16 protein-coding genes are annotated in these 26,780 nt (G+C 43.9%); 9 read left to right on the top strand and 7 right to left on the bottom strand.

Features of this window, described 5'->3' with window-relative positions:
- Positions 1-281: 281 nt before the first annotated feature.
- The 9 genes from ACJJIM_RS10565 (at position 282) to ACJJIM_RS10525 (ending at position 14,039) form a co-directional block, all read left to right on the top strand.
- On the top strand, positions 282-1,130 hold the full coding sequence (locus ACJJIM_RS10565) for a hypothetical protein (protein WP_413662256.1): 849 nt from the start codon (positions 282-284) through the stop codon (positions 1,128-1,130).
- An 86-nt stretch (positions 1,131-1,216) separates the two neighbouring features.
- A complete protein-coding gene (locus ACJJIM_RS10560; protein ID WP_444913244.1) occupies positions 1,217-2,065 on the top strand; it encodes a NosD domain-containing protein in 849 nt (282 codons plus the stop codon).
- Between the two features lie 325 nt (positions 2,066-2,390).
- On the top strand, positions 2,391-4,571 hold the full coding sequence (locus ACJJIM_RS10555) for an FUSC family protein (RefSeq protein ID WP_413662254.1): 2,181 nt from the start codon (positions 2,391-2,393) through the stop codon (positions 4,569-4,571).
- A 17-nt stretch (positions 4,572-4,588) separates the two neighbouring features.
- On the top strand, positions 4,589-4,801 hold the full coding sequence (locus tag ACJJIM_RS10550; RefSeq protein WP_353057030.1) for a DUF1656 domain-containing protein: 213 nt from the start codon (positions 4,589-4,591) through the stop codon (positions 4,799-4,801).
- 41 nt (positions 4,802-4,842) lie between these two features.
- Positions 4,843-5,925, top strand: a complete 1,083-nt coding sequence (locus tag ACJJIM_RS10545) for an HlyD family secretion protein (protein WP_413662253.1) — start codon at positions 4,843-4,845, stop codon at positions 5,923-5,925.
- Between the two features lie 73 nt (positions 5,926-5,998).
- Complete coding sequence (locus tag ACJJIM_RS10540) at positions 5,999-7,426, top strand: efflux transporter outer membrane subunit (RefSeq protein WP_444913243.1); 1,428 nt, start codon at positions 5,999-6,001, stop codon at positions 7,424-7,426.
- Positions 7,427-7,559: 133 nt separating this feature from the next.
- Complete coding sequence (locus ACJJIM_RS10535; RefSeq protein ID WP_413662251.1) at positions 7,560-8,600, top strand: aspartate/ornithine carbamoyltransferase family protein; 1,041 nt, start codon at positions 7,560-7,562, stop codon at positions 8,598-8,600.
- Between the two features lie 41 nt (positions 8,601-8,641).
- The gene (gene asnB, locus ACJJIM_RS10530) at positions 8,642-10,681 is read left to right on the top strand and encodes an asparagine synthase (glutamine-hydrolyzing) (RefSeq protein WP_413662250.1); all 2,040 of its coding nucleotides are present in this window, start codon (positions 8,642-8,644) and stop codon (positions 10,679-10,681) included.
- 370 nt (positions 10,682-11,051) lie between these two features.
- Positions 11,052-14,039: a di-heme oxidoredictase family protein gene (locus tag ACJJIM_RS10525; RefSeq protein ID WP_444913242.1), complete on the top strand. Its 2,988-nt coding sequence runs from the start codon at positions 11,052-11,054 to the stop codon at positions 14,037-14,039.
- Between the two features lie 706 nt (positions 14,040-14,745).
- On the opposite strand, the gene ACJJIM_RS10520 is transcribed toward ACJJIM_RS10525, so the two are convergent.
- The 7 genes from ACJJIM_RS10520 to ACJJIM_RS10490 form a co-directional block, all read right to left on the bottom strand.
- On the bottom strand, positions 14,746-14,907 hold the full coding sequence (locus ACJJIM_RS10520) for a hypothetical protein (RefSeq protein ID WP_413662248.1): 162 nt from the start codon (positions 14,905-14,907) through the stop codon (positions 14,746-14,748).
- A 1,156-nt stretch (positions 14,908-16,063) separates the two neighbouring features.
- Complete coding sequence (locus tag ACJJIM_RS10515; protein WP_444913241.1) at positions 16,064-17,959, bottom strand: acyltransferase family protein; 1,896 nt, start codon at positions 17,957-17,959, stop codon at positions 16,064-16,066.
- Between the two features lie 1,595 nt (positions 17,960-19,554).
- Positions 19,555-20,004 (bottom strand): PaaI family thioesterase, encoded by a 450-nt coding sequence (locus ACJJIM_RS10510; RefSeq protein WP_444913240.1) that lies wholly within the window; start codon positions 20,002-20,004, stop codon positions 19,555-19,557.
- A gap of 24 nt (positions 20,005-20,028) precedes the next feature.
- Entirely contained in the window at positions 20,029-20,958 is a 930-nt protein-coding gene (locus tag ACJJIM_RS10505; RefSeq protein ID WP_444913239.1) for a DMT family transporter, read from the bottom strand.
- 82 nt (positions 20,959-21,040) lie between these two features.
- The gene (locus tag ACJJIM_RS10500) at positions 21,041-23,143 is read right to left on the bottom strand and encodes a 3-hydroxyacyl-CoA dehydrogenase NAD-binding domain-containing protein (RefSeq protein ID WP_444913238.1); all 2,103 of its coding nucleotides are present in this window, start codon (positions 23,141-23,143) and stop codon (positions 21,041-21,043) included.
- Positions 23,144-23,205: 62 nt separating this feature from the next.
- Positions 23,206-24,408 (bottom strand): 3-oxoadipyl-CoA thiolase, encoded by a 1,203-nt coding sequence (locus ACJJIM_RS10495; protein WP_444913237.1) that lies wholly within the window; start codon positions 24,406-24,408, stop codon positions 23,206-23,208.
- 55 nt (positions 24,409-24,463) lie between these two features.
- Positions 24,464-26,341: an acyl-CoA synthetase gene (locus ACJJIM_RS10490; protein WP_444913236.1), complete on the bottom strand. Its 1,878-nt coding sequence runs from the start codon at positions 26,339-26,341 to the stop codon at positions 24,464-24,466.
- Positions 26,342-26,780 lie beyond the last annotated feature (439 nt).

Genomic DNA, 26,780 nt, shown 5'->3' with positions numbered 1-26,780 from the left:
CCTGTAGCTTCTCTATTGGCTCTTAAGTTAAATTATGGAACTCTAACTTGCAGAGTTTTTCATCTTTGTTATTCGTTATTGGATTGGGTGACCAAGGCAAAATAAGCAGTGCACCTTAGAGGGGTTGATGAAGCAGGAAGAATTCTTCTTATGTGTGTTTGGGAATTGGTCTGTGCAAGCATGTTATTTTCTATGGATTGAGATGATGTTCCTATGGCAGGGTAATACGGACAGGCGATACTGAGGTGATATTTTTTTACATTCTTACCAGGGCTCAATCCATGTTTAATTACCCAAAGGATATCTACGCGACTGGATTAGTGATGCTGTTTTCATGTGTTTATTCTACCGGTAGTTTTGCTGTCCAGTGCGGAGATATTATTGCCAATTCTCAAGTCCTCACTGACGCATTATCTTGCAATGATGATCCAGCGCTAACTATTGAGGGGCCGGAGGGTTTCCTTGTAATAGAAGGTGAGGGTTCTATTGAGTGCACAACTAATGGTATAGGAATCCATATGCTGGGGAGATCTGGGGTTGTCATGGGCGGGGTTGTCACTAATTGTGATTTAGGGTTGTTGTTGGATGGAGATGGTTCCCATAAAGTGATTGGTGTAACAGTTGAAGAATCCTCTAGTGCAGCAATTTTTGCACAAAGTGACGGTAATCTAATTCGTCAAAGCACGGTATCGAACACTACTAACGTAATAGCATCTGGTTTGGAGCTAGATGGTGAGAGAAATGTTGCCGTTGGTAATAATGTGTCTGGATTTTTAGAATATGGAATAGCTGGCTTTGGTTTCTATTCATATATAGGAAATAATTATGTAGAGAATAGTGAGTTGGGGATTATATTGGGTGCATTAGTAGTTGATGGAGAGAGTATAGGTGCTTCGTATTGCGTAATTGAAAGTAATACAGTGGTAGGCAGTCTACGTACGGGGATTGGAATAGGCGCACCCTATACATATCCTAACATGGATAATTTAGTGACAGGGAATACTGTAACTGGAAGTGGTAATGATGATATTTTGGATGATAATGAAGAGTCAGATTGTAGTGATGGTTTAAATGTGTGGTCTAACAATGCTGCTGATACATCATTTCCATCCTGCCTTAAAAATCTTTAGAAGTTAAGAAAATATTCCTATAGTGGGTTGATCGTAAAGAGGCGACACTTTGGTGAAGCTATACTCTACTTGCTGAGGTTCCATAAATGTCCTTCTCTCCAAAAACACTCCTTGCTCCTGGGGTGGTGATGTCAACTCTATACTTTTCTTCAGTCTGCATTGCAGATGTTGAATGTGGCGATACTATTACTGACGCGCAGACTCTTACTTTTGAGCTTTCTTGCAGCGAAGATCCAGCAATTACGGTTGAAGGCCCTGACGGTAGTCTTGTAATGTCTGGTGAGGGCGCAATTGAATGCACTACCGATGGGGTTGGGGTACTTATGTTGGGAACTTCAGGAGTTGTGACGGGTGGAGTTGTTAGTAATTGTGAAACTGGATTGGAGTTGGCGGGGAGTGGCCTACATAAAGTATTCAGTGTAACCGTCGAGGAATCCAGTGGCGCAGGCGTTTTTGCAGAAAGTGATAGTAACCTTATCCGACAGAATACCTTGTCAAATACCACTAATGTTAAGGCATCGGGTATTGTGCTGGAAGGGGTTGCTAATGTTGCAATTGGAAATAGTGTCTCTGGTTTTTTTGAAAATGGAATAGGTGGCTTTGGTTTCTTTTCTTATATTGGGAATAATTATTTAGAAGGTAATGCTGTTGCTATAAGCCTGGGAGCAAGAATAATTGATGGTGTGACTGTAGGTGCTTCTTTTTGTGTTATTGCCAGTAATAATGTCCAGAATAATGAAATTTGGGGCATAGCGATAGGAGGTCCATATGTCATTCAGAATATGGACAATGTAGTTAGTGGAAATACAGTAGCAGGCAGTGGTTTTGATGACCTTTTAGATGACAATGAGGCTTCAGATTGTAGTTCTGGGACCAATATTTGGTCTGGCAATACAGCAAATACTTCGTTCCCTTCATGCCTTAAAGATTTATAAGTAGTGTATTTGGGGTGTGGCTCAGTTAGTCATAATCTTGATCTTTAGGCTTGCAGAAAGGAAAAATCTATAAGGATGTACCTGCATATTTGGGTGGTTTAGGCGTTTATTTTTATTGTTTGTCAGCTTTTATATTTCATATTATTTGGATTGATTCTAAGAGTTGGGGCCGCTTTAGATAAGCTCGCCGATAGTGAATTTCTTTAGCTCTTGGTATGCCATACTTCTTTTTGGTTATCCAGTATATATTCGGGGTGAATATATATTGCTGCGCCGTAGATCAAAATGACGAATTAATAGTATGTAGAAGTGGTCGGAGAAAGCTTTGCAGTTGTCTCGTAATGTTAAAGAGTCGATTAAGCTAGCAACAGCTTTAGTGATCGTTTATGCCATTGCCTTGGGTCTGAATTGGGAAAAGCCTTTTTGGGGTGGATTTGCTGTTATTGTCTGCAGTCAGGCGAATCTGGGGCAGTCTCTTAATCGAGCCATTTTGTGGATTTTAGGGACACTATTTGCCTTGCTGGCTGGCTGGATAATCGTCGCGTTATTTCCACAGGATCGCTGGTTGTTTATGATCGCCCTATCAATCTGGGTATCTATCTGCGTTTATTTTTTACAGAGATCAAACTATCAGTATTTTTGGCTTACAAGTGGGTATGTCATCTTTTTGTTGTGGGATGTGACTGGTGGCGACTTCTCTATCTCCTACAAGGCTGGGGTTTTACGTATTCAGGAGTCCCTGCTCGGAATAATTGTCTACGGATTGGTAGCCGTTTTGATCTGGCCTAACTGTAGTCGTGGTGAGTTAAGAAGAGCATCTCTGGATTTATTGAGAGAACATCGTCGATTTGTGGATAATTGTTTTTCTCGGGTTAGAAGTGGCGAGAAAATAAAGATTAGGCGTAAAAAGCGTGTTGCTCTTTTAGAGCTTGATACGCGCTTACAAACAGCCATTGGCGATGCGAGCTCAGATAGTTATGAGGTGTGGGAATGTCGAAAGCAGTGGGGTCACTTTGGTCAATCTGCGACAGCCGTCACGCAATCCCTCTTGAAGTTGGAAGAAAGCTTAGCACTCTCAGGTGATCTGGGTATATCAAAATTCCTTATTGGTGTAGAGGAATATATGCCTGACATTGAGGGGCGCCTCGCGCAAGTGGAGGCAGCGCTTTCAGGGGAAAGACCAGCAGATAGTGCCAATGGAAGAGTGGTTCGAGGAAATATTGAAGAGGTAAAGAGGCTGTCAACCTTTGAAACCGCTGCTTTAGCCGTTACTAGAAAATCCTTAAATGACTTGGAGGTAGAAACCCGATCTCTGATTGATTCAGTAAATGATATACAAACCCGGGGTGACTCCTATTCGAGACAGGTAAGTAGTGACGGTATAGGGTGGCTTGGAGCTTTGATGCCCGACCCAGACAGGTTGACTAATATTGTCCGTGTTCAGATGGGAATGTGGATCGCTTATCTGGCATATCTTTTTATCCCTGACATGATTGGTGGATTGCTGGTTATATTACTGATAACAGTAATAGGTATTCTCGCCTCAATGACCCCCAAAATTCAATTGTTTGAAACCTGTGTTTTCACGATTTTAGTGTGCATATTATCGGCACCTATATATTTCTTTTTAATGCCGAAATTGCATGGATTTTATTCGTTGGCTGTCGTGATCTTTGTATGGACGTTTGTAGTAAGCTTTTCCTCAAATAAGGTCTTTGGACCCCAGTCGATGATACGAACCCTGGTTCTTATCTTTCCCCAGATTATTTTTAATTTTAATAATTCTCAAGAGTATAGTTTTGTGGTTTATACAAATTATCTATTTGTGTTGGCAATAATTTTTTGTATTTTGGCCGTTTCAAGAAATATCCCCTTCACTGCCCACCCAGAAATAAACCTGAAGAGAAGTATTGATAGAATTCTCAATAGTGCCGCATGGCTGGTGGTGGAGGGTGATATTCCGAAAAAGAAGAGGAGATCATTGTTTTTCCGGTTATATATATTGTACCACCTGAATATTATTATGATCTCAAGGAAGAGAGTGTTCTATTGGGTGGAGGGTATTTCTGATAAAAAAATGCGGGGTATGACCAGAAGCCAGATGCAAAGCCTTATAGGTTTGGCTATGTTGATATCCAACCAGGTTAAGCTGTTATATAAGATAGATAAAAAGAAAATCAATTTTGTGGCTCCTAAAAGATTACTTCGCGAGGCATTCATATGGAGGCGGCTTGCAAGCAAAATACTTATCTATTTTTCTGGTGGAAACCAAAAGGTTGATATTGAATCCCTGCGAAGAGGTTATAGGAGGATATTTGAAAGGGCAAATATTGATGTCGGTGAGTTGATGGAGCTGAGGGAGTGTAGTGAAAAATCCAGAGAGGGTGTAACAAACTTTCTTTATTTCTTGGGTGTTACCCACTGCATCAATAACTATCTGGTAGAGTTTCGTCGCGTTTCAGAATCTGTGGATTGGAAGGCTTTCTGTGAGGAAAGGTGTCTTTAATGTCTGTAGGGTTTTAAATGGAAAGAGTACCGCACGATATATCAATAGGCAGTTTCTATCTATCACCAATATTGGTGATAGCTTTGTTTGGTGTTGTTGCGGCCTTGTTAACCGCTAGGCTTTTGGATCGGTATCGTTTATCCCGATATTTTGCCAATCCACCGGTTGTTATTATCTCCCTCAGTGTAATTTATTCAATTTTTATAGGAAGGATATTCTTGGGAATATAGTAGTGGCTAGGTATAGAAAATATATTTTTACTGGAACAATAGTGCTTGTAGCACTGCTGTTACTTATTGTCCAGTTTTGGAGGTATCTCAATAATCCCTGGACCAGGGATGGAAAGGTGCAGGCGGATATTATTCAAGTGACTCCCAGGGTAACTGGACAGGTAGTTGAGTTGCCTATTAAGAATAATCAGTTTATTAAAGCAGGGGAACTACTGTTTCAGATTGATCCGAGAATATATGAAGCAGCCTTGGAAGAGGCCAAGGCAGAGTACGAGGAAGCTCTCGATACATACCGAGCGCAAAACAAGAATGTTCTCGCTTATGAGGCCAGGATTAGGGAATCCATAGCAAATATTGATCTGGCAAAAAGTAATATTGGCGCGCTTGATGCGGAAATTGCAAGAACCAAAGCTGAATATGATCGGCAGAGAGAACTGCTACCCCAGAGAGCGACATCAGTAAGGGCATTGCAAGCAGCTCAGGCTGAGTATGAATCTACAATTGAGTATCGAGCGGGTGCAGAAGCCAGCTTGGTGGAATCTATGGCTACGTTGGAGCAGTCGCAAGCGGAGCTGGAGCAGGTTAGAGCACAGCTGGGTGCGCTTGGAGCCGATAACCCGGGCGTTCGTGCGGCTTATGCGCTGCTAGAGCAGGCGCGGCTAAATCTGGAGTATACAACGGTTGTTGCTCCGGTTTCTGGTTATGTAACGAATATTGATTTTCGTTACGGTGATCAGGCCGTCGCCAATCAACCCGCACTCTCGGTAGTTGATATAAGCACTTTTCGCATTGATGGTTTCTTTCGTGAAACTTTTGTTCGTCGAATTGCTCCGGGGGACAAAGCTTTCATGAAGCTGATGGCTTACCCTCATCTAGAGCTGGAAGGGTATGTTGAAAGTATTGGCTGGGGGATTGCTCGCAAAGATGGAACTGCGGGTAATGACTTATTGCCAATGGTAGATCCCACATTTGATTGGATTCGCCTTGCACAGCGTATTCCCGTTAGGATTCATCTGACAGAAGTTCCCGAATCTGTAAAGCTTCGTGTTGGATTTACCAGCTCAGTGCTAGTAATGAGTAATTCTGCGGGCACCGAGCAAGATGAACCGGTGCAATCCCAATAGTTTTAGGAAAGGGTTAATACGGTGCCTACAAGGGTGCCTGTTGACGTTGCTGCTCAGCTTCAGTAGTAGCTGTATGCTGGGGCCTGATTATCGCCCTCCGCCGGTAGAGGTCGAAAATGAGTGGATCTATCAAACCAGCTCAAAACTGGATACCTTGGAAGCCGTTAACCCATTGTGGTGGCAGTGGGCATTTTCAGATGTAACGCTGGACGAATTAGTTTCACTGGCTATTGAGAATAATCTGGAGCTGCGCTCAGCAGCCCTTAGAGCTCTTCAGGCCCAGCAACAGCTTGCAATTGCAATCGGCAACCAATACCCGCAAACGCAACAGCTTGAAGGGCTTATTGATCGTTCAAAGTATGTTCGATCGGGTATCACCGGTAATCTGCAGACTGAATACTACCCGAACTTTAACTTAACTTGGGAGTTAGATACCTGGGGGCAGTTAAGAAGGCTGGTTAATTCGGCCGCAGCAGATTTTGAAGCCAGCATAGCTGACTATGATGGTGTGCTGGTTTCTATTATTGCCCAAGTGGCGCAAACCTATATCAATATTCGCACAACGAAACGCAGGCTAGAAGTTGCCAGGGAAAACATTCGCGTACAACGTGAGGGTTTAAGGATCGCGAGAGTCAAATTTCGTGCAGGAGAGGTCAGTGCACTGGATGCGGAGCAAGCGCAGGCTTTGCTCAGTAACACAGAAGCCAGCGTGCCGGGACTGGAGATAAGCTTACAGCAGTTTGAAAATGCCCTGGCAGTCCTTCTGGGAATACCTCCTAATAGTTTGAGGTACATAGTCTCTTTTCCCTCATCCATACCTATGATTCCCAAAGTCGTTACTGTTGGTATGCCCCAGGATCTATTAAGGCAGCGACCCGATATTCGTGCAGCAGAGCGACGGCTGGCAGCTCAAGGTGAGTTAATAGGCGTTGCGAGGGCGGAACTCTATCCAAATTTTAGTATCGGTGGGGAGATAGGGGCTATCGATATCAATGGCGGCCAACTTAATGGCAGCAGTAGTGCCTGGGATCTTTTTATTGAATTTGATTGGAATCTCTTTAACTACGGAAGACTTCGGAGCAATGTCAGGCTACAGGATGCGATTTTCCAGCAGTTGGTGTCTGACTATCAGCAAGTAGTTCTGTTAGCGCAAGCTGATGTGGAGAACGCTATTGTCGCTTATATAAAATCTCAAAGGCAATTAGTTCACTATGAGGTGGCTGCCCAGGCCTCCCAGCGATCTGTCGATATTTCCCTGTCTCAATATACTAATGGTCAAGTGGAATTTGATACTGTGATAACTACGCTGATATCAGATGTTCAGCAGCAGGATATTTTGGCGATAGCGCGAGGCGCCGTGGCAGCGAACCTGGTGCAGGTGTATCTATCGCTCGGAGGTGGATGGCAGATACAGCAGGGAATTCCACCATTTCAACTTCTTCCAGAAGATATTCAGCAGGAAATGCTAGAAAGAACACCGTATTGGAACAAGGTTCAATAAAATTGGTTGAAGCTTCTTAGTTTGATGGTGGCACTAGATATATGAATTTAAGTAACCGTATTGTAAGTGCTTTATCTGCACACAGATTGTTCAAGCGATAATTGTCCCGTCAAATTCTATTTAGGTTTTGGTTATGATGACTAGCGCTCCGTTCGACAAAGATACAAATTTGATGGCAAAAGCTCTGGTAGAGGCTATCCCGGAGCAGGGTAGATACTTAGAGTCCCTGACTGGTAAAAGTCTTATATCGAGCAGTCAGCTTAATAGAGATGGGATATTGCAGTTACTCAGACTTGCTGCTCGCTGTGAGCTGGATAACAGAAAATTCTCATGTCATTTAAACAATAAAATCTTAATCAGCGCATTCTTTGAGTCGAGCACCAGGACGAGGCTATCTTTTGAAAGCGCCTGGCTGCGACTTGGAGGGAGTACTGTTTCAATTACAGATAAAGGGACAACACGTATTGGTGTCGGAGAGAGCTTAAGAGATGTTGCAGAGATGGTAAGTAATTATGGTGATTGTGTAGTTTTGAGGGATTCTTCTGAAGATTCAGTGAAAATTATGTCTAATAATTTAAGTATACCAATCATCAATGCTGGTAACGGGATAGATGAGCACCCCACGCAATCCCTTATCGATCTATATGCACTTCTTAAGTGGAACCCTTCCATTCTGTCAGGAAAAAGTCGAAAACTCTCCATTGGCTTAATTGGAGCGCCAGTTCGAATGCGAGCGGCGAGAAGCCTCTTGATACTCATGAGCTGTTTTCCTGAGTTTTTCTCAGAGGTTTTTGTGCTTTGTGATGAGGAGGAACAAGAACCGTTTCGGCAAGCGCAATTATCAATGCTTCAGGAAAAAGGTTTAAAAATAAGTTTAACGGATAAGATTGGAGATATTCTTCCCCGACTCGATGTGGTCTATATGAATGCTATATCCCTAAAAACAGCGGGGCATAGAGATTTTGGGTCTGGATATTTTATAGATAATAATTCTCCTTTGAAAAAACAAGCTATTGTGCTGCATCCTTTACCCCGAATGGGGGAGCTTGATAGTAATCTGGATGATACGCCCCATAATTGGTATTTTATACAGGCAAAAGGTGGTGTGTACGTCAGAATGGCCTTGGCAATGGCTATTTGTGGCTGCCCTAGTGAGATCGTAGATATTACCTAGCCTCTCCAGTTTCGAAATGACCCCAATAAAAGGTATCGTCTATGTGCGGAATAGCTGGGATTCTTCATAGTGCGCGTACAATGCCTGTCGATGGTCAACTCCTTCTAAATATGGCTGCTATCCAGTTCCACCGTGGCCCGGATGGTGTAGGTTTTACAAACCCTCCAGGTCTAGGATTTGGGATGAGTCATGTGCGCTTATCGATCAATGACCTGAGTGATGAGCGCGCTTCTCAGCCCTATGTGTCAGAAGATGGTCGTTACTATTTGGTTCATAATGGTGAAATCTATGATTATCAGCGAATAAGAGCCAGACTGAGGGCCTCTGGAGTTTATTTTTTAAGTAAAAGTGATTCCGAAATTATCTTGCATCTTATTGCGGAGTTAGGTCTTGTTCGGGCTATTAAGCATCTTCGAGGAGAATTTGCATTTGCCGTTTACGATCAAATGGAGGACTGCCTCTATTTGGTTAGAGATCGGTTTGGAGTGAAGCCACTTTATTGGGCAAGAATCAAAAAAGGTTTAGCATTTGGTTCTGAAATTAAAAGTTTGTTTGCCCACCCTGATGTCCAAAGAAGACTAACAGCGCATGGAGTGTATCACCAGCTTATTCAGGTATCGATTCCTGGAACAACCGCTTTTGAAGGGGTTTTCCAGGTTGAACCTGGGTGCATTACAAAAGTTAAGCGAGACAACACTGAACTGGTTGTTACTCAACATAAATATTGGGATATCGATTTTTTGATTTCAGATGAGTATGCTCGTGACAAGTCTGATGAGTATTATATTGAGGGTTTGCGGGAACAAATTATAGACTCCGTGTCTTTGAGGCTTCAAGCTGATGTCCCAGTAACCTATTATCTTTCAGGTGGTGTTGATTCGGGTAGCTTGCTTGGAGTAGGGCAGTCGCTTTCGCAGCAGGATCTCACCGCCTTCACGATAGCGTTTGAAAATCCGGATTACGATGAGTCTCATATCGCAAAGGAAGCCGCGAGTGAGATTGGTGTCAGCCAATTCATAGTAAAGGTAACTGATGAAGAAATATATGAAAATTATTCAGAAACCATCTGGCATACCGAAAGGACATTTTACAATACATTATCAGTAGCTAAATTTTTGCTCAGTAAAGCTGTTAAGTCTAATGGCTACAAGGTTGCAATTACTGGGGAGGGGGCAGATGAGCTATTTTCTGGGTATCCTGCATTTAAAAAAGATTTTTACTTGTATGGCACATCTGAAGCTGAGTTGAATAAACGAAGAACCTGGCAGCAACATCTAGAAAGGAGCAATAGCTTATTTAAGGGAGCTATGCTGCCAATTGATAGTTATCGATCAGAGGGGATGGAACGGACTTTAGGATTCACCCCTACATGCTTGCAATCTTGGTTAAGCTGTCATCATCAAGCAGAAAAATTGCTTAACAAAGAGTGGCGTAAAGAAATATCTGGTTATGATGCCGGGAAGGCAATTGTTGATACGCTAGATTTATCACAACTCGAAGATAGACATCCGCTGGATGTTGCTCAGTATGTTTGGATTAAAACTATGTTTGAGACCCAGATATTGGGCTGGGTAAGTGATCGAGTAGATATGGCGCACTCCATTGAAACTCGTCCGGCCTTTCTCGATCATCACCTGGCTGCGTTTGCTATACAAATCCCACCATCGGTCAGGATTAGCGGAACTACAGAAAAGTATGTTCTTCGCGAAGCGATGAAGGGAGTTCTTCCGGATGTTCTATATAAAAAGCAAAAATTTGCATTCATGGCTCCTCCGGTAGAGACCGTTACCGGAGCTTGGACTTGGGTGCAGCGAGTTATTGAGAAATTTCTCAGCCCAAAGGAGGTTAATTTAGCTGGATTGCTGCGATATTCGGAAATAGATACTTTAATTCAAGAGTATAAGATACCGACCCTACATCGATCAAAAAAGGTTCAATTGGATGCGATGCTCAATCATATCTTGGGAGTGCAAATATTATATAAGCGTTTTATTGAGGCTGATCTGCCATTGTTGGCGCAAGAAAAATCTTTTCATCTTGGTTGGAGTTTAGATCGTATGGTTAAGTATCGTAAAAGTTAGAGGGTACTAGGGTGTGAGGCAGATCTCATTGTTGACGTAGTATTCTATTTTTGGTCCGGTTTAACGCTGATCCCTACCTGTTGATCGAATAGATAATGATAATAATTGGATATAAATTACAATTTAATTGAGGTTTTGGGTGGCGCTGGTTAATAGGATTGTTATTACGTTAAGGGTTGTAGTTACAAGAGTCTCTATTTTTCTAATCCCTGATATCTAGCTATTCACTTCTAACCAATGAAATAATTATAAGCTGGAAGACTTCACCATATCGGTGGGGCTAATTGAAGGAGCATATACTTCTTACAGGGATGGTGAGGCTCTCGCATTATGGGGGATCTTCCTATATCTATTGAAAATAGGTGCCCTGATGAGAAATATAGTTTGTGCAAGTTGTGTCCTAACTTTATTATCCGTTTTTTGTTCAAATGCGATTGCTGAATTACTTTCTGAAGAGAAGAGTGTTACTGCAAGTACAGAGGTGCAGTCGGCATCTTTGGCTGTTGATAATGACATGGGTACACGTTGGGAAAGTTCACATCAAACAGATCCCAGTACTTTTACTATTGATTTAGGCACCACCTCTGAATTGGAGGAGGTGGTGCTCTATTGGGAGGCTGCAAATGCAAATACATATAATCTTGAAGGTTCAAATGATGGGCAGGGATGGGAGCTGTTAGCAGAGTATTCTGATGGAGAGTTTGGAGATAGAACTGACATTCTTCAAGTATCCGGAAAATTTCGTTATATACGGCTTAATGGATTGACTCGTAGTAATGGAAATTTCTGGGGCTATTCTATCTATGAGTTTCAAGTATATGGCGAACCTGTTTACGACTCCGTAGAGGAAACTCCGAGCAATGTAGGGCGTAATATTGCCTTGGACGCCTCAATCTTGTCTTCTTTAGGGGAAGGTAATTTTGCTATTGATGGTCTGAGAAGTACAGCTTGGGAGGCTGGGGGCGATACGGCTTATTTACTACTGGATATTGGAGAACCAACTGAGCTGACGAAGGCAATCATAGACTGGGGTGAAGATAATGCTGCTAGCTACAAAATTCAGGCTTCAAATGATGGCAATGAGTGGGAAACGCTTGTCACTGCTGACGATGGGCAGTACGGTTCACGAATTGATAGCCATAAACTATCCGGTAGTTACCGTTATCTGCGAATTCAAGGTGATGAGTTAAGTGAGGGTAGCTCGCATTACACCATTTGGGAGCTCATGTTATTTGATAAGGCAATGGATTCCACCCCCACAGATAGCCTGCTAAGTTACATGCCTCTTTTCGATGAAACTTATCCTGCTGGTGAAGCTCAAAATTGGTATATAAAAGAGGATGGAACCCTAGTGACATTCGCCAGTGGTAGAGCTAGATCACGCCATGAGTCTGAGGGATCATTTTATACTTTCCCAACATTCTATTTTGAACATAGAACTTTTGGTCTTGAGATTCATGATCACACCCCAAAAGGTGAAAGTTTAATTGAAATCTATTACTCCCCTGAGTATGCCCACTACCGCTCACCAGAGTGCCGATCGGCATATTCCAATGTGTATCGAGCAGATTTTAATAATAACGCTAGGTTTGAGGTGGATCCTTTAGTTGAGGCTGATGAGGATGGGAAAGGGCAAATATGGGTATGTTTAATTACTTTTGATGCGCACGATGGAGATGACGGTGTTCTGGAAGTTGGCGAGTGGATGGAATTTGAATTTCAGCAATTTTTGGGAAAAGACAATGGGGATGAAAATGTAGAAGGCCAAGCTATTTACTACACAAATACTTATCGTATCCAGTTGGGTGAACCTGGTATCTATCTTGTTAATGATAGCGATATTGATGAAAGTATACGAGCTGGAGGTAACGCGACAGCTGTCCCGATAATAGCGGGGGATTCTGTACCAGCTTCTGAGATTATTTCGGAAAACTTATCAGATAAGACTTTGACTTACTATGCTGGAGCCGACGGTGCATGGACAAGTGGTGGGTCAGACGACGCTACCGAAGTTACCTATCCAATTTTAGACGGGACAGGCATATACGATAGTTACATCGTCGAGAGTGGTATTGCTGACTGGACAGCAAATATGCAAGAGGCATCGAATATTCATTGGGATACCCACAATATATTTTTGCGGGGCAGAAGGTTGTTCCATACCGATTTTAAGTCTGGTGATCATGAGGAAGAAGGAAATCCGAGGTTTGCAGAACTAACAGAATTAGCCACTGATCTTAAAGTACAGCATTCGTGCTTTGCTTGTCACATCAATAATGGACGTGGACAGGCTCCAGAGAACGGCTATTTTTCCGAGACGATGGTCATGAAACTGGGGTCTGGGGGACTTAATGTCCAGGGCCAAGCATTACCTCATCACTACTTTGGCCATCTATTACAAACTGTTTCTTCCGACGAAAAGATAGAAGTGGAAGGGCAGGTGGTAGTTACTTATGAAGAGGTTGTGAACCACTATGATGATGGTACCGAGTACACGTTAAGGAAGCCTGTATACAGTATTAATAAGCTCGATGGCAAAGGGAGCGATATAGTGTACTTTTCCCCACGGATGCCTCAACCAATACTGGGGCTCGGGTTGCTTGAGGCAGTGCCTGAGTCTGAAATATTAGAATGGCATGATCCTAATGATTCTGATGAAAATGGAATTTCTGGGCGCGCTGCACTGGTAAAAGAGCCAACTGGTGAACTTCCATATGTCGCACGGTTTGGTTGGAAGGCCAGCCATGCCAGTCTAACCAGTTTTACGCGTGATGCACTTAATAGTGATATTGGGGTCACTACTAATGGAGGAAGCGCGGATTGTGGGTATGAGCAGATAAACTGTTGGCAATATAGTGAGCATTCAGCTGAGCTTTCGGAAGAGCATCTGCGAGACCTGGTTGTTTACCTTCAAGCCTTAGGAGCGCCGCCCCGCAATCCAGGCAGCGTTTCCAGAGATTCTGTGCTCTCAGGAGAGAAGCTGTTTTATGAAGCTGGATGTGACTCCTGTCATCGACCGGAAATGAGTACTGATCATAGCCATCCTCTTGCTGAGCTTAGGGGGAATACCATATACCCTTATACTGACTTACTGCTTCATAATATGGGGGAGGGGTTGGCTGATTCTTTGAGTGAGTCTGCCGATTTCAATCAGGAATGGAGAACTCCGCCATTATGGGGGTTGGGTATGTCAAAGGCAGTAAATGGGCACAGTAACTTATTACATGATGGGCGGGCGCGAACCGTCGAGGAAGCTATTTTGTGGCATGCTGGAGAGGCTTTGGATAGCCGGGAAAAGTTTCAGTCAATGAGTATTTCTGAGCGGACTGATCTGTTAGATTTCTTACAATCTTTATAGAATTTTTTGATATAAAAGTTATGTCCCACGGGTATTGCTAAAAGTGGCTGGCTCAACTGTTATAGGTGAGATAATACGTGTGATTGCCTGCATCGAGCTTATTTCAAATTATATGTATAAACTGTTGAGTAGGCCCCTATGGTATTTTTCCAAGGCCATATTCAAAGTTATTGTGGGCGGCTCAGCTGTAGTAGGTCAAAGATAGACATTTCTTTGTTCAACCTCCTTTACTGAGTCGCCTTCTATTAGTTCACCATCCAATGCTTTACCGCCACCAGGATAGCGCATAGTCAATTGGCCGGTAGCAATTAAAGTTCCTTCACTGTCTTATACCCCCGTATATGAATAGAATATCTTTCGTCCAGTACTCGTTAACTTACCTATCGCGGTGAGGTGGTTCAGGACACCCATAAATAAGGGGGGGGGAGAGCTGAGGCGCAGGTACCCCCTTGGCGACTGGTTTTTTATAAATTGGTACTAAGGCGTAGTGAAAGGGGTAAGCATTATGCTTCGGATGTGAAAATTAGGGTTTAGGAGAAATTTGAGAGGAATGAAGGCAGTTGGAGAGAGTCAGAATTAGCTGGGTGTTGCCGAAAGGTAGCGTTGGCAATTACTGATACCGTGTACCCAGTGTTTCCCGAGCTTGATGCAAGCTTGTCGTACGGTCTCTGCTGATCTAACCAGGCGATTATAGTGGTATTCAAAATTACGACTGAGATACAACCAGTGTTTTGGTTGTATACCCAAGTGTTCGAGTATGGGGGGCGTTCTCATTAATGGAGCCGCACTTTCTGGGATCTAAATATCGACCGCTCCAGCCCGCTAGTTCCAGGTAGTGCTCCAATTGAAAGGGTAACCCCTTACGCATGTTCACCTCCTTCAAATGGCAGTAGGTCTTTGGGCTGCTCACCTGTGGTTGCAACATGAATACACTGTAGAATGGAAGTGTGACTGGAATCTTTCGGGGTTTTGCCATTTTGGCTCGGATAGGATTGAGATCGACGTAGGTCATGTAGGCGGCAAGGGCTCTCTCATCCGTCGAAGCTTGGGACTTAAAGCACCCCTCGGAAAAGCGACCTGTACACTTCTCTTCTGCATTGGCCTGGCGAGCAATAGGTTCGTTAGAGCGATAAGCTCGTTGAGCTTTTCCATTTCACTGTGATCAAGGGGGTGACCTTGATCACAGCGTTGAGCCAGTATTGATGTACTAAAAAACTCGCTGCCAGAGATGAATGACTTTAGTATCGGACCAAGCTTTGGCTGTATTTGAGTCAATATAGAGTACGATATGGTAATGATTACTCATTACTACATAGGCTGCAATATCAAGGGCGAAAATGGCATTTTTTACATTCCGACCTCAATCCAGTGACGTCGATACTCATAGTTTTTCCCAAGCTGAACATCTTTTCGGCAAAGAAATGCCCTATGTAAACAGCGAGAGACGCAGGGATAGTAGGGTATTGCATCAATAGATATCTGTGAGCATCGAGATAGGGTCATGGAATTAGGTGAGGTGGCTGTTTTTGTATCCAGTACTTTGTGGAAGTCCCTACATTATGTCAATGAATTTGACATTTAAATATACTTCTTTGATGGGTGTCCGGAAATAGGGTTTAAACTATATCTGATCTGGCTTAGCCTTCAAGGCTCACGAGTTATTCCTAAGGATTGCCTTACTTTATATATTGTTTCTCGTTTAAGCTACGCGAGGCCCCTGGGATTTCATCCAAGCTGTTCCTCCACAATATCATTACAACTCCCTCAGATCATATCTTGGCCGGGAGAGGTGCCGGCGCTATCAGAAGAACCCTCCCGGACTAACGGCACTTATTATCCGAAACGAAGGGCGATTGGTCGGGAATAAAATCGAGTAAAAGATACTCAACAACACCGTCGGATGTTATGTAATCGAGTTCCGCTACACGATGACAGTCAGCTTTAGTTCCTTGTTTATATTTTATGCTCATTATTTATATCCTGAATAAACTATATACTCGACTTAATCTAACCTAACAGTTAACTTAAGTTCCCTTGACTATCGTATCAAATAACGGAGTCATAAGTAATGCACCTGCAGGACTCAAATGGTGATTATCGCTAAAGTATGAAACCTCGCCATTAGAAAATAGGCAGGTATTTTCTGGGCATAGAATCTGGTGAGGTAACATCAGTTGGTCACCCAATCTACTATGTAGGTAGTTAACAACGTCAAGATAATCTTCATTAAATTTTTCAATTCCTACAAAGAAATGCTTTGGATTATAGATTCCCATAGCCAACTTTCGGCTTTCAATAGATGGAAAATTATAGCCAGGTATTTGAATCGGCCCTAATACATACACTATCTTACCAGCTTTCTCCAATCGATTGACAAAGCTAATCGTAGCCTCAGCCAAGGCTTCCCTGGCTTTTCTACTGACAAGACTACCTTCAGAGCTAATATATCTATTAGAATGCCAAGTTTGTGCGATAATTACCTTCTGTATTTCCTTAGTAGAAACAATAGCTTCATAGTTCTTTTTTGCTTTTCTCAAACAATCTTGACTGAGATTGACTCTAAGTGTTGGCAAGCAGCTATTTAAAGGGACAATTAGACCTTTCTCATCAATACTGTTTAATGCATTAACAAAAGCTGGACCATACATTTGTGCATGAGAATTACCCAAAAGTACTGTTGAATAGGGTTGCTTATTATCACCTGCGACTAAACAAGCTCTAGAGGCACCAAAAGGTAAGTATTCTCTAACCCCACAACGAAAGTTAGAGCTTATCGATTCCGAAAAATTATTTGCTAATGGAGGGTGACGCTTAGGAAATCCATTAAAGCTAAAAATTAGTGCGGTCGATGCGACGATCAAGATATATAACAGGGAAATCAATAGTATGGAAAGTTTATCAGGATATTTGTTGCGAAAAGGAATTTCAATAAATTTCCAGGTCAAAGCTGAAGCAAGGCATGTAAATAAGAATCCTAATATCAATACATAATTACTAGGTGGATCAACATAAACATATTTAATGATAGAGATAACTGGCCAGTGCCACAAATACATGGAATATGAAATAAGGCCTATAAAACGAATTGCTGATAAAGTTAAGATACAATATAACAAACTTTGCGAACCAATGGGTTGATACAACATTAGTCCTGCCCCTGTCGTTATCAAAATAGCTGGAATAATCGAGTTTTCGGGATATGAATACGCGACTATGATCATCCCAAACCCCAGGTAAGATAGCAGAATATTTATGTTTTTATTTTGCTGTGGGTTTCTATAAGCTAATAGAGCAACCAGGACGCCAATTGCAAGCTGCCAGATTCGTGTGGGTGTAAGAAAAAAAGCAGGATTTTCACCCCCGATAGAAAGAATGAATATATTTAGGCTGATGGATGTCAATATAACTAAGCAAGCTAAGATTATATAAAAATTCTTATTTTTGGATAATTTGGTTAGCAGTAATAGCGTGCAAGGGAAAACAAGATAAAATTGCTCTTCGATACTCAAGGACCAAGAATGTAATAAAGGCTTCAGTTCATCACTAGCACCAAAATAACCACCTGAGCGCCAAAAGTATATATTGGAAACAAAAAATAAGCTTGTTAGCAGGCTTGTAGATAACCTGATTAAATCTGAAGAGATGAAAAAAATTAGACCAGAAATTAACACAAAAAGGAATACGACCAATACAGCCGGTAAAATTCTCCTAATTCGTCGGATGTAAAAATGAGCTAAATTGAAACTCCCTTTATCGGCATCTTTCATTATCAGCCCGGTGATCAAATATCCAGAGATCACAAAAAAAAGATCTACCCCCAAGTAACCCAGAGGCAGTGTGGCCGGATGATAGTGAAAGATAATTACGGGAGCAACAGCCAAGAATCTTAATCCGTCAATTTCTTTTCTGTATTCATGCATTAGAAGAATATTCTCATCTATAAGGAGTTAGAATATAAAGCAATTCCCGGTTAATGTTTTCAAGGGTAGAGAGAAATAAAGTCATATTGGTAAGTAGTTAGTTTTTTCTCGCCAAATAGGTAGTAGTTAACCCTCAGGCCCAAATGCAACGTTTACGCTATAAGGCAAGCCCTAAGTCAGACAATCCACAGCCAACTTCAAATAATATAATAGTATCACCAATCTTTCAAAGCCGGCTCATTTAGTAACGACCGGTAACCTTCTCCCATATTTCAGCTCAAAACCTGGTTTCAAGCCGATCCTTGGCATACGCTTGAAGTAGTTTTGTATTAAAATCGTTAATTGTTTCCATGCCAGTATGAGTTCTAGAATTAACGTAGAGGGTTAAGAGCGTTCAATCACAGAGTTGCTTAATACTTTCCTTTCTAATATCACGTATCTTGGAGGTCGTCCAACATAAAAATCTTTATTGCCAAAAATTAGTAAAAAGTTGGAGGAAGGAAAAGTTATTGTTGATTCAGATGATATTCATCCTAATAAAATTTTACGAAAAACTGAAGATTAAGTTGAATACTGTAATGTCAGATGATATGCATGGCAGGGTTGTTTTTGTAACATTCATCATTTGTCAGTTTGCTTGCGAGTCAGTCCAAAAAATGTTCTGCTGGAACTTATGAGCGTGAATAAAGGAAATAAGATTTAAATCGATCAGCTGAGATTTATATCTGATGTATTCAATATGTCTATCAGTGATCTACGCGTAACATTAAATAGGCCGACTTGAGTCAAGCTAATTACTCGCGACGGTCGAGATCTGTACCGGTTAACAAAAATGCCCTTGCAGAGCGTGCTTTATGGGGCGTTAGTAACAGAATAGCTTCTATTATAATAATTGGAGTCATAATTAGCTCACCTGCCTCCTCCCAAAGGAGGGCACGTACTATTCGTGAATAATCATTGTTAGTCCTTGAATGGTATGGCTTTCGCTCCGGCCCCAACTGCCTATAAATACGCCCTAAAAATTCAAATATAACCATACTGAAATAACGGTGACACTAGTTTATCATGGTTAAACACAGTAGAAGGGTGATTTGTCCATCTGGTGGTTCATGCGAAAAACAAGCTAATTTAAATGGTATGTTATATTTTTTGATGTATTTCTTTGGCATTTCATTTTTTGCAGCTGGAGAGTTGTTGGTTTTATAGTTCTCCGCATGGATCAATAGTATATGATATCTTTTCTTAGCTTGGTGAGGGATCTAAGATAGTATGAAAATTTTGGCTCGTATTTAAATGCATATAGAAATCAATATTTATCTGATGTGGATTTATAGACTGCAACATTAAATGAGAATTTAAGCCAGTTTCACAGTAAGCATATATGTATTGAATGTTAAGTTAGAATAAGAGAAATTTCAATGGATGTTTACTTTCTCTAAGGAAGACCCTCTTCTAATTTTAAGACCTATTACGTTTATGTTATTGCTAGTAGTTTCGGTGAAGCTAATTGAGCCGCTGATCATTGCGACCTAGGGCCGCATCGCGGTGAGAGTCTGGAGATACTTTATGGTAAAGTGGATAGATACTTTGAATATCTATTCAGCAGCTTCGTAAGATTCCTTTTCAATCAATTCACCATCCAATGTTTCACTGCCACCACGATAGCGCATAGTCATTTGGCCGGTAGCAATTAAAGTTCCTTCACTGTCGTATACCTCTGTATATGAATAGAATATCTTTCGTCCAGTACTCGTTAGCTTACCTATCGCAGTGAGTTGATTAGTCTTGGCCTGACCGGTGAAATTTGCTGTTAAAGACAGTGTAAAGGCTCTACGACGGCGGTTGGGGTGGGGGCAGTAGAGGCCGCAGTAAGAGCCAGCGATATCGATTAATGTTGTAATAAAACCACCGTGGGGTACACCGTGGGTATTCAGGTGTTCCGGTTGTACTTCTACGCTGATTGCAACATGGCCTTCCTGCCAATTATCTATGGTTATACCTAGGTGGTCATTGAATGGGGGTTGTTTCTTGTTCTGCCAATTCATCCAATTTCACCTTAGAAAGTAAGTTTATGATGGGTCGCTACAATTTGTTTTCTGAGTTGAAAGGTAGACTGTGAGCAATCCTGCACTGATAACGATCAGCGTCCCCACCAGTGCAATAGTATTAGGTAAGTGCTGCCAAATGAGCCAACCTAGAAGTCCGGCAATAACCACACCAAAGTAACTGATTGGCGACACCACACTGGGTTTTGCATAGCTATATGCTTTGGTGTACAGCCAGATAGCCAAGAGTACAGAGACACCGTTAAAAAAAAGATAGGGGAGTGTCCATAATGGTATTGGTTCCCAATAATAGATACCCAGGGGCAGGCTGCACGCGAACGAGATTAATACGTAGTAAAACAATATAAGGCTGGGCCGGTCGGTACGGGACAAAATTCGTGTTCCGACCATAGAGGCAGCCAGGGTAAGCCCTGAAATCAGGCCGAAGGCATGGCCGCTACTAATACCGTCCACGTTGGGTTGAAGAATCAAGGTGATCCCCAGTAAGCCCAGTAAGATTGGTAGCCAGTGGGCTATGGGGATTTTTGCTCGAGACCAAAGCCAGGCAATAAGGGGAACAAAAATGGGAGCTGCATTACGCAATAGTCCCGCTTCCATTAGTGAAATTTTGCTTAGGGCAGAAAAATATGTGAAAAAGCATAACCACCCAGCAAAACCGCGTATTAGGTGGGTTCTCCAGTGTTGGGTGGTAAGGTGTCGAGGCGTTTGTCGCACTAGCCATGGGGTTAGCAGTATCAGGCAGATACTGTATTGGCTGAGCGTAATTAATGGCACGGGGACAGCGGTAGACACCCATTTGCTGGCTGCGGCCGCTGTACTTGCTACCAGCGCGGTAGCCAATGCAAAACCAATGCCCTTCCAGTTTGGGATATCCGTGCGGAGTGGCTGACTTGGTGGGGATTGTACTTCGACTAAGGCATCAGGCCTACTCATGGTGACACAACTTCTTTATTTGGCTGCAGCGGGTAAAGTGGGAAGCCAGTAGTCATACTGACTTCCCCTATAGTTTACAAGCTTAGATTTTGCCATCAGCCCATTGCGCAAATGTTTTTCCCTCTTGGGCTAGCCGTTCCAGTAAAGGGGCTGGAGTCCAGTAGGTATCTCCATGCTGCTGGCGGAAAGTACATATTTTTTCGTAGATTTCCTTCAAGCCGATACTGTCGGCATAGTGCATAGGTCCTCCACGATGGGGCGGAAAGCCATAACCGTAAACATATACAACGTCTATATCACTCGGACGTTGGGCTATGCCTTCCTCCAGGATTTTGGCTCCTTCATTAATCAGCGCGAAAGTTAGGCGGTTTAGAATCTCCTCGTCGGAAATTTCCCGCCTTACAACCCCTTGGCTTTTAGCTTGGGCTTCAATGACTTTCAGTACTTCCGGGTCGCTGCTGCGAGCGCGAGTTTCGGGATCGTAGCGATAGTAGCCGGCTCCACTTTTCTGGCCCAGGCGGCCCATTTCAACCAGGGCATCTGCAATACAGTAGGTTTTTGGCTCTCCTTTTTCTGATTCGCTCAGGCCCTGGCGCGCCTTGTAGCCGATATCCAGCCCCGCTAGATCTCCAACGGCGATAGGGCCCATAGCCATCCCCCAAGATTGCATAACCGAATCAATCTGCTCCGGGGTTGAGCCCTCGATTAAACACAGCTGTGACTCTCTGCCATAGGGGCGCAACATACGATTACCAATAAAGCCGTAACAGTTTCCCGCTAGTACGGGTACTTTCTTGATCGTTTTAGCGAGTTGCATGGCAGTGGCAATTACATCGTCAGCACTTTCCGAGCCGCGAACCACCTCGAGTAGTTTCATTACATTGGCAGGGCTGAAAAAATGCATCCCTATAAGATCTTGAGGCCTGTTGGTTGCAGATGCGATTTGATCAATATCCTGGTAGGAAGTGTTGGTTGCAAGGATGGTACCGGGTTTGCAGGATTGATCCAATTTGGCAAAAATTTCCTGTTTGAGCTCCATATTTTCAAATACGGCCTCAATGACTAGGTCTACATCAGCTAGCTCTGCGTAGTCAGTTGTGCCGGAAATCAACGAGAGACAATGAGTTTTTTGACCTTCTGTGAGTTTCCCTTTCTGCATGCTGATGGTGTAATTCTTGTCGATCACTGCTAGCCCTCGATTTATCGCAGTTTGATCGACTTCTACCAGCTTGACTGGAATACCGACATTGGCAAAATTCATGGCGATGCCTCCGCCCATAGTGCCTCCACCGATAATGCCCACGCTCTTTATCTCCCTGGTGGGTAGGTCTTTTGGTAAGCCCGTGACTTTGGTTGCAGTGCGCTCGGCAAAAAACAAATGCCTGAGGGCGGCCGATTGGCTGGAGAGCAGGCATTCGATAAACAGGTCGAGCTCTTTCGCGAGACCTTGATCAAAAGGCTGGTGAACTGCGGCCTCTATACAGGTAACAATATGTTGCGGTGCAAGCTGACCTCGTGATCTCTTTTCAAGGCGCTTGCGGAAATCATCAAATAACTCCTCAGGAATGCTGTCAGGATCTATTGCGATGTCTCTGACTCGGCGCAGAGGAGCTTCATTTGTTATCAATTCACGGGTAAAGGCGAGGGCTCCCTCTAACAAGTCATTATCGATAACCCGGTCTATTAACTTCATACTTTTGGCTTTAGAGGCCGGTATTGGACTGCCTTTTGTGATTAATTCCAGTGCAGCGGCAACACCAGCCAAGCGTGGGGTGCGCTGGGTGCCACCGGCCCCTGGCAGTAATCCCAGTTTGACTTCTGGAAGCCCCACTTTGGCCGATGCTATTGCACAGCGGTAATGGCAGGCTAGCGCGACTTCGAATCCACCGCCGAGTGCCGTGCCGTGAATGGCGGCGATCACTGGTTTACAGGAGTTTTCTATTTCCTCAATCACTTCTGATAGGGCGGGCGCCTGTGGTGGCTTGCCAAATTCCGTAATGTCGGCACCAGCGATAAAAGTTCGGCCTTCACACACTAGCACCAGGGCTTTTGATGCATCGCCTTGAGCGTTCTTAATCGCTCCCCAAATGCCCTCACGCAAGCCGTGAGAAAGGGCGTTCACAGGGGGATTGTTCAATCGAATTACACCGATATCGCCAATGAGTTCATAACTTACACTAGACATTGCTATCTCCAGATCTTAAGTGACAACTGTTCGGTCTCGGTTTTATTTACATCTAATCAGGTTTAAATGCGTTCTATGATTACAGCGATGCCCTGGCCAATCCCGATACACATGGTGGCCAGTGCATAGCGCCCGCCGGTACGTTCCAGCTGGCGCAATGCTGTTAGCAAAATACGGGCACCACTGGCCCCCAGGGGGTGACCAACGGCGATGGCACCACCATTGGGATTTACCCGTGGGTCCGCATAATCAATTTCGAGCATTTTGAGGCAGCCCATAGCCTGTACCGCAAAAGCTTCGTTGAACTCCATTACATCCATATCCCCAAGCTCCAAGCCCGCCCGGGCAAGGGCTTTACGGGTAGCCGGTACCGGGCCCAACCCCATCACTCGCGGCTCTACTCCTGCAATGGCGCTGGCGAGAATACGTGCCCTTGGCTTTAGATCTGCTGCTTGGCCTGCTTCGGCGCTACCAACAATGAGTGCCGCCGCGCCATCGTTGATGCCGGAAGCGTTGCCGGCAGTAACCACTCCATCTTCGAAAAGCGCGGGTAGGGCTTGAAGTCGCTCCAATGTTGCATTGGGACGGGGATGTTCATCCGTATCGATAAGAAGGGCTGGCTTCTTGCGGCCTTGGGGTACTTCGATGGGAATAATTTCATCGACAAAGAAGCCATCGGTACGTGCCGACTCGTATTTAGTTTGTGATGCCAATGCAAATGTATCGCACTCTTCCCGGCAAATATTCAGGTCTGATGCAATATTGTCTGCGGTCTGAGGCATGCTGTGGCTTCCATACTCAGCAACAATGTCTGGGTTGGTGAAGCGGGGGCCTAGGGTCGTATCTGCCAGCACCTGATTGCGATCAAAAGCACTGTTGGCTTTGGAGAGAACCAGGGGGGCGCGACTCATTGATTCGACACCTCCCGCGATAAATAGCTCTCCTTCTGCGGCGCGAATGCAGCGAGCGGCATCTGCTATGGCGGACAAGCCGGAACCACAAAGGCGATTTACCGTTATGCCGCCAGTGGATATGGGCAGGCCTGCTAGCAGGCCTGAAAATCGGGCAACGTTGCGACTGTCTTCTCCCGCCTGATTGGTATTGCCCGCAATAACGTCCTCAAAATGTTGAGGGTTAAAATTGTTTCTTTCAGTCAGGGTCCTGATGACATGGGCAAGCAGGTTGTCGGGCCGGATACTGGAAAGGCTGCCCCCGTGGCGGCCAAAAACACTGCGGCCGCCGTCATAAATATAGGCATGTGACATAGTGAAATTTCCGATATTGGAGTTCTAAGTGCATTGAGTCATGCGGTAATTTCTTTTATTCAAACTCCAAAGCCACGGGTAAATTTTCCAGGGCTTCCTCTACAGCGGCTTTGCTGGAGGCTTGTTCAAGTTGAACTTTTGCTACCTGGCCAAGGGATGCATCGAAGTGGGCGGAAAACTTAGCGGTAATACTTTTTTCCTCTAATGCCTGGCCTACGACATATTCGGTAGCGCGATTGCGCAGAGCTGGTTTGAATACTTTGGCTACAGCAGTGAGTGGAATCTCATCAATAATTTCCACGCGTTTAGGAATGGCTGCACGCTCAGAAATTTGGCTACGGCAATAGTCAATGAGTTGTTCTTCTGTGGGCGGGTTTGTGGATGGAAACAGGGTAACGTAAGCTACTGGAACTTCTCCGGCATAAGCATCTGGTTGACCCACTGCAACGGCAATAGCAACGGCAGGGTGACGGGATAATGGTTCTTCGATCAGAGCCGGATCTATATTGTGGCCGCCGCGAATAATTAAATCCTTGGCCCGCCCGGTTAAGAACAGGTTACCATCTCCATCGAGATATCCCATATCGCCGGTATTAAACCAGGACTTATCGACCCAGGCTTTAGCATTATCCTCTTCTGATAAGTAGCCAGAAAAAATATGTGGCCCGCGCGCGAGTACTATGCCCACCTCTCCTGTATTGCAGGTTCTAACCAGTCGGGTACCGTCTACTTCGGCAATTTTCATTTCCATATAAGGCAATCGCCGGCCGACGCTGCCTTCAGGGGCTTGCATATCGGTAGGAGGGCGAGCTAAAAGGCAGCTGGACTCTGTCATGCCATAGCCATTACTGACAAGGACGTTGAACTTCTCCTCAAAGGCATTCTTCAACCCCGTTGGCAGGGTGGAGGCTCCACAGCCAATGTCTGTCAGACAGCTGATGTCATTGTCACCCACTGGAATTTGCATCAATACACCGAGGATGGTGGGGACGGCGGCAAAGCCCTTCACCTGAAAACGCGCAACATGATGCCACCAATTTGGCAGGACATTGGGTGAGCGAAAACCAGAGGGTGTCATGATAACAATTGTGCGTCCGGCCAATAGGGTGCCAATACCCGCAACAACCGTACCGAAAATATGAAACAGCGGAAGTCCGCTTAGGGTAGCGAAGCGCCCTTTGCTGGATGACGTATCAGCACTTAATTGAGCGACGAAGGCAATATTGCTGTGAGTTAAGCGGGCTATTTTAGGTCTTCCAGTAGTGCCCCCGGTGTGGAAATAACTAGCGGTTTCACTCCCCTGGATATAACGCTCACTCTTTAGATGATCGTCCGACTGTTGGGATATAGCCGAGACAAAATTATCTGCGTGAATACCCGCTGGAACTGGAGTATTGCTAATTGGCTTTTTACTGATTAGTAACAGAGTTTTTAATGTGGGAACTTGCTCGAGAATTTGCGTTACTTTATCCCATATTTCCTCGCTAAGATCTTGGCCAAGAGTGACCAGGACTTTAGCCCTGGTGGTATTCATAATTTCGATTATATGTTCGGGTTCCAGCAACGGATTAATAGGGCTGGTAATACCTGCTGCCTGGCCTCCCCAAAGTGCAAAATGAGTTTCTGGCAAATTGGGTAGTAATAAAGTCACTGTATCGGTTGGCTCAACACCGATGGAGTGAAGAAGATTGGCAGTCTGGTGCACTCGCTGGGATAACTCGGAGAAAGTTACTTTAACCGTGTCTTCGTCAGGTGCGGCCGTTGGCAGGAATTCGATGGCCGAGTCATGTTGGTAGAGGCGGGCAGATTGCCGGATTAAATCAAAAGTGCTTTCCCAGGGGTATCGCTGCGAAAGGGGGACTTTTTCATACTCCTGAATTTCAGCAAGTGACTGCAACATTGTATCGGAGGATTGAATGGGCGTGATCGACATGGGGGCTTCTCTCACTTTGGTTATTATGGTGACGACCATAGCAAAAGTGAATACAGCATTCCACTCTGCGGAATAAGGTGTTAGTGTTTTACATATTAAGAAGTGCCCAATGCATTTTTTAATGGAAAATGGCGCATAAAAACTTATTAAAAATAAAGAGGCGCCATGTTGTTGAGTTTTTTCCTGTTTTATTTTTCGAACGGTTGATTTGTGTGCCTATCTGGAGTTGATTGGCGCTAGAAATGCTCGGTTTTTTATTTCGATAAAGGCATTTTACGCCAATAATTTAAATCGTTGGGATCGATTCAAAGGCAATTAAGTAACTTGTCGAGGTGAATCTGTTAAACACTAGTTCCGCCTGTACCGGGGATCTTTCAAAAGATTGCGTGTTTTTGCTGCGCAAGATTGTGATAGAAGCAGTTTGTAGGAGCTGCTGTTC

The sequence above is a fragment of the Microbulbifer maximicatervae (SeqCode) genome (assembly GCF_052467615.1).
The sequence above is the reverse complement of the archived record's forward strand: the minus strand, read 5'-3'. Positions and strand labels throughout refer to the sequence as shown.

Excerpts from the sequence above, each read along its gene's own strand:
- ACJJIM_RS10520 (WP_413662248.1), bottom strand. The coding sequence starts at position 14,907 with ATGCGTAAGGGGTTACCCTTTCAATTGGAGCACTACCTGGAACTAGCG.
- ACJJIM_RS10565 (WP_413662256.1), top strand. The coding sequence starts at position 282 with ATGTTTAATTACCCAAAGGATATCTACGCGACTGGATTAGTGATGCTG.
- ACJJIM_RS10525 (WP_444913242.1), top strand. The coding sequence starts at position 11,052 with ATGAGAAATATAGTTTGTGCAAGTTGTGTCCTAACTTTATTATCCGTT.
- ACJJIM_RS10500 (WP_444913238.1), bottom strand. The coding sequence starts at position 23,143 with ATGTCTAGTGTAAGTTATGAACTCATTGGCGATATCGGTGTAATTCGA.
- ACJJIM_RS10510 (WP_444913240.1), bottom strand. The coding sequence starts at position 20,004 with ATGAATTGGCAGAACAAGAAACAACCCCCATTCAATGACCACCTAGGT.
- ACJJIM_RS10560 (WP_444913244.1), top strand. The coding sequence starts at position 1,217 with ATGTCCTTCTCTCCAAAAACACTCCTTGCTCCTGGGGTGGTGATGTCA.
- ACJJIM_RS10505 (WP_444913239.1), bottom strand. The coding sequence starts at position 20,958 with ATGAGTAGGCCTGATGCCTTAGTCGAAGTACAATCCCCACCAAGTCAG.
- ACJJIM_RS10490 (WP_444913236.1), bottom strand. The coding sequence starts at position 26,341 with ATGTCGATCACGCCCATTCAATCCTCCGATACAATGTTGCAGTCACTT.
- ACJJIM_RS10495 (WP_444913237.1), bottom strand. The coding sequence starts at position 24,408 with ATGTCACATGCCTATATTTATGACGGCGGCCGCAGTGTTTTTGGCCGC.
- ACJJIM_RS10535 (WP_413662251.1), top strand. The coding sequence starts at position 7,560 with ATGATGACTAGCGCTCCGTTCGACAAAGATACAAATTTGATGGCAAAA.
- ACJJIM_RS10550 (WP_353057030.1), top strand. The coding sequence starts at position 4,589 with ATGGAAAGAGTACCGCACGATATATCAATAGGCAGTTTCTATCTATCA.
- ACJJIM_RS10540 (WP_444913243.1), top strand. The coding sequence starts at position 5,999 with ATGCTGGGGCCTGATTATCGCCCTCCGCCGGTAGAGGTCGAAAATGAG.
- ACJJIM_RS10515 (WP_444913241.1), bottom strand. The coding sequence starts at position 17,959 with ATGCATGAATACAGAAAAGAAATTGACGGATTAAGATTCTTGGCTGTT.
- asnB (WP_413662250.1), top strand. The coding sequence starts at position 8,642 with ATGTGCGGAATAGCTGGGATTCTTCATAGTGCGCGTACAATGCCTGTC.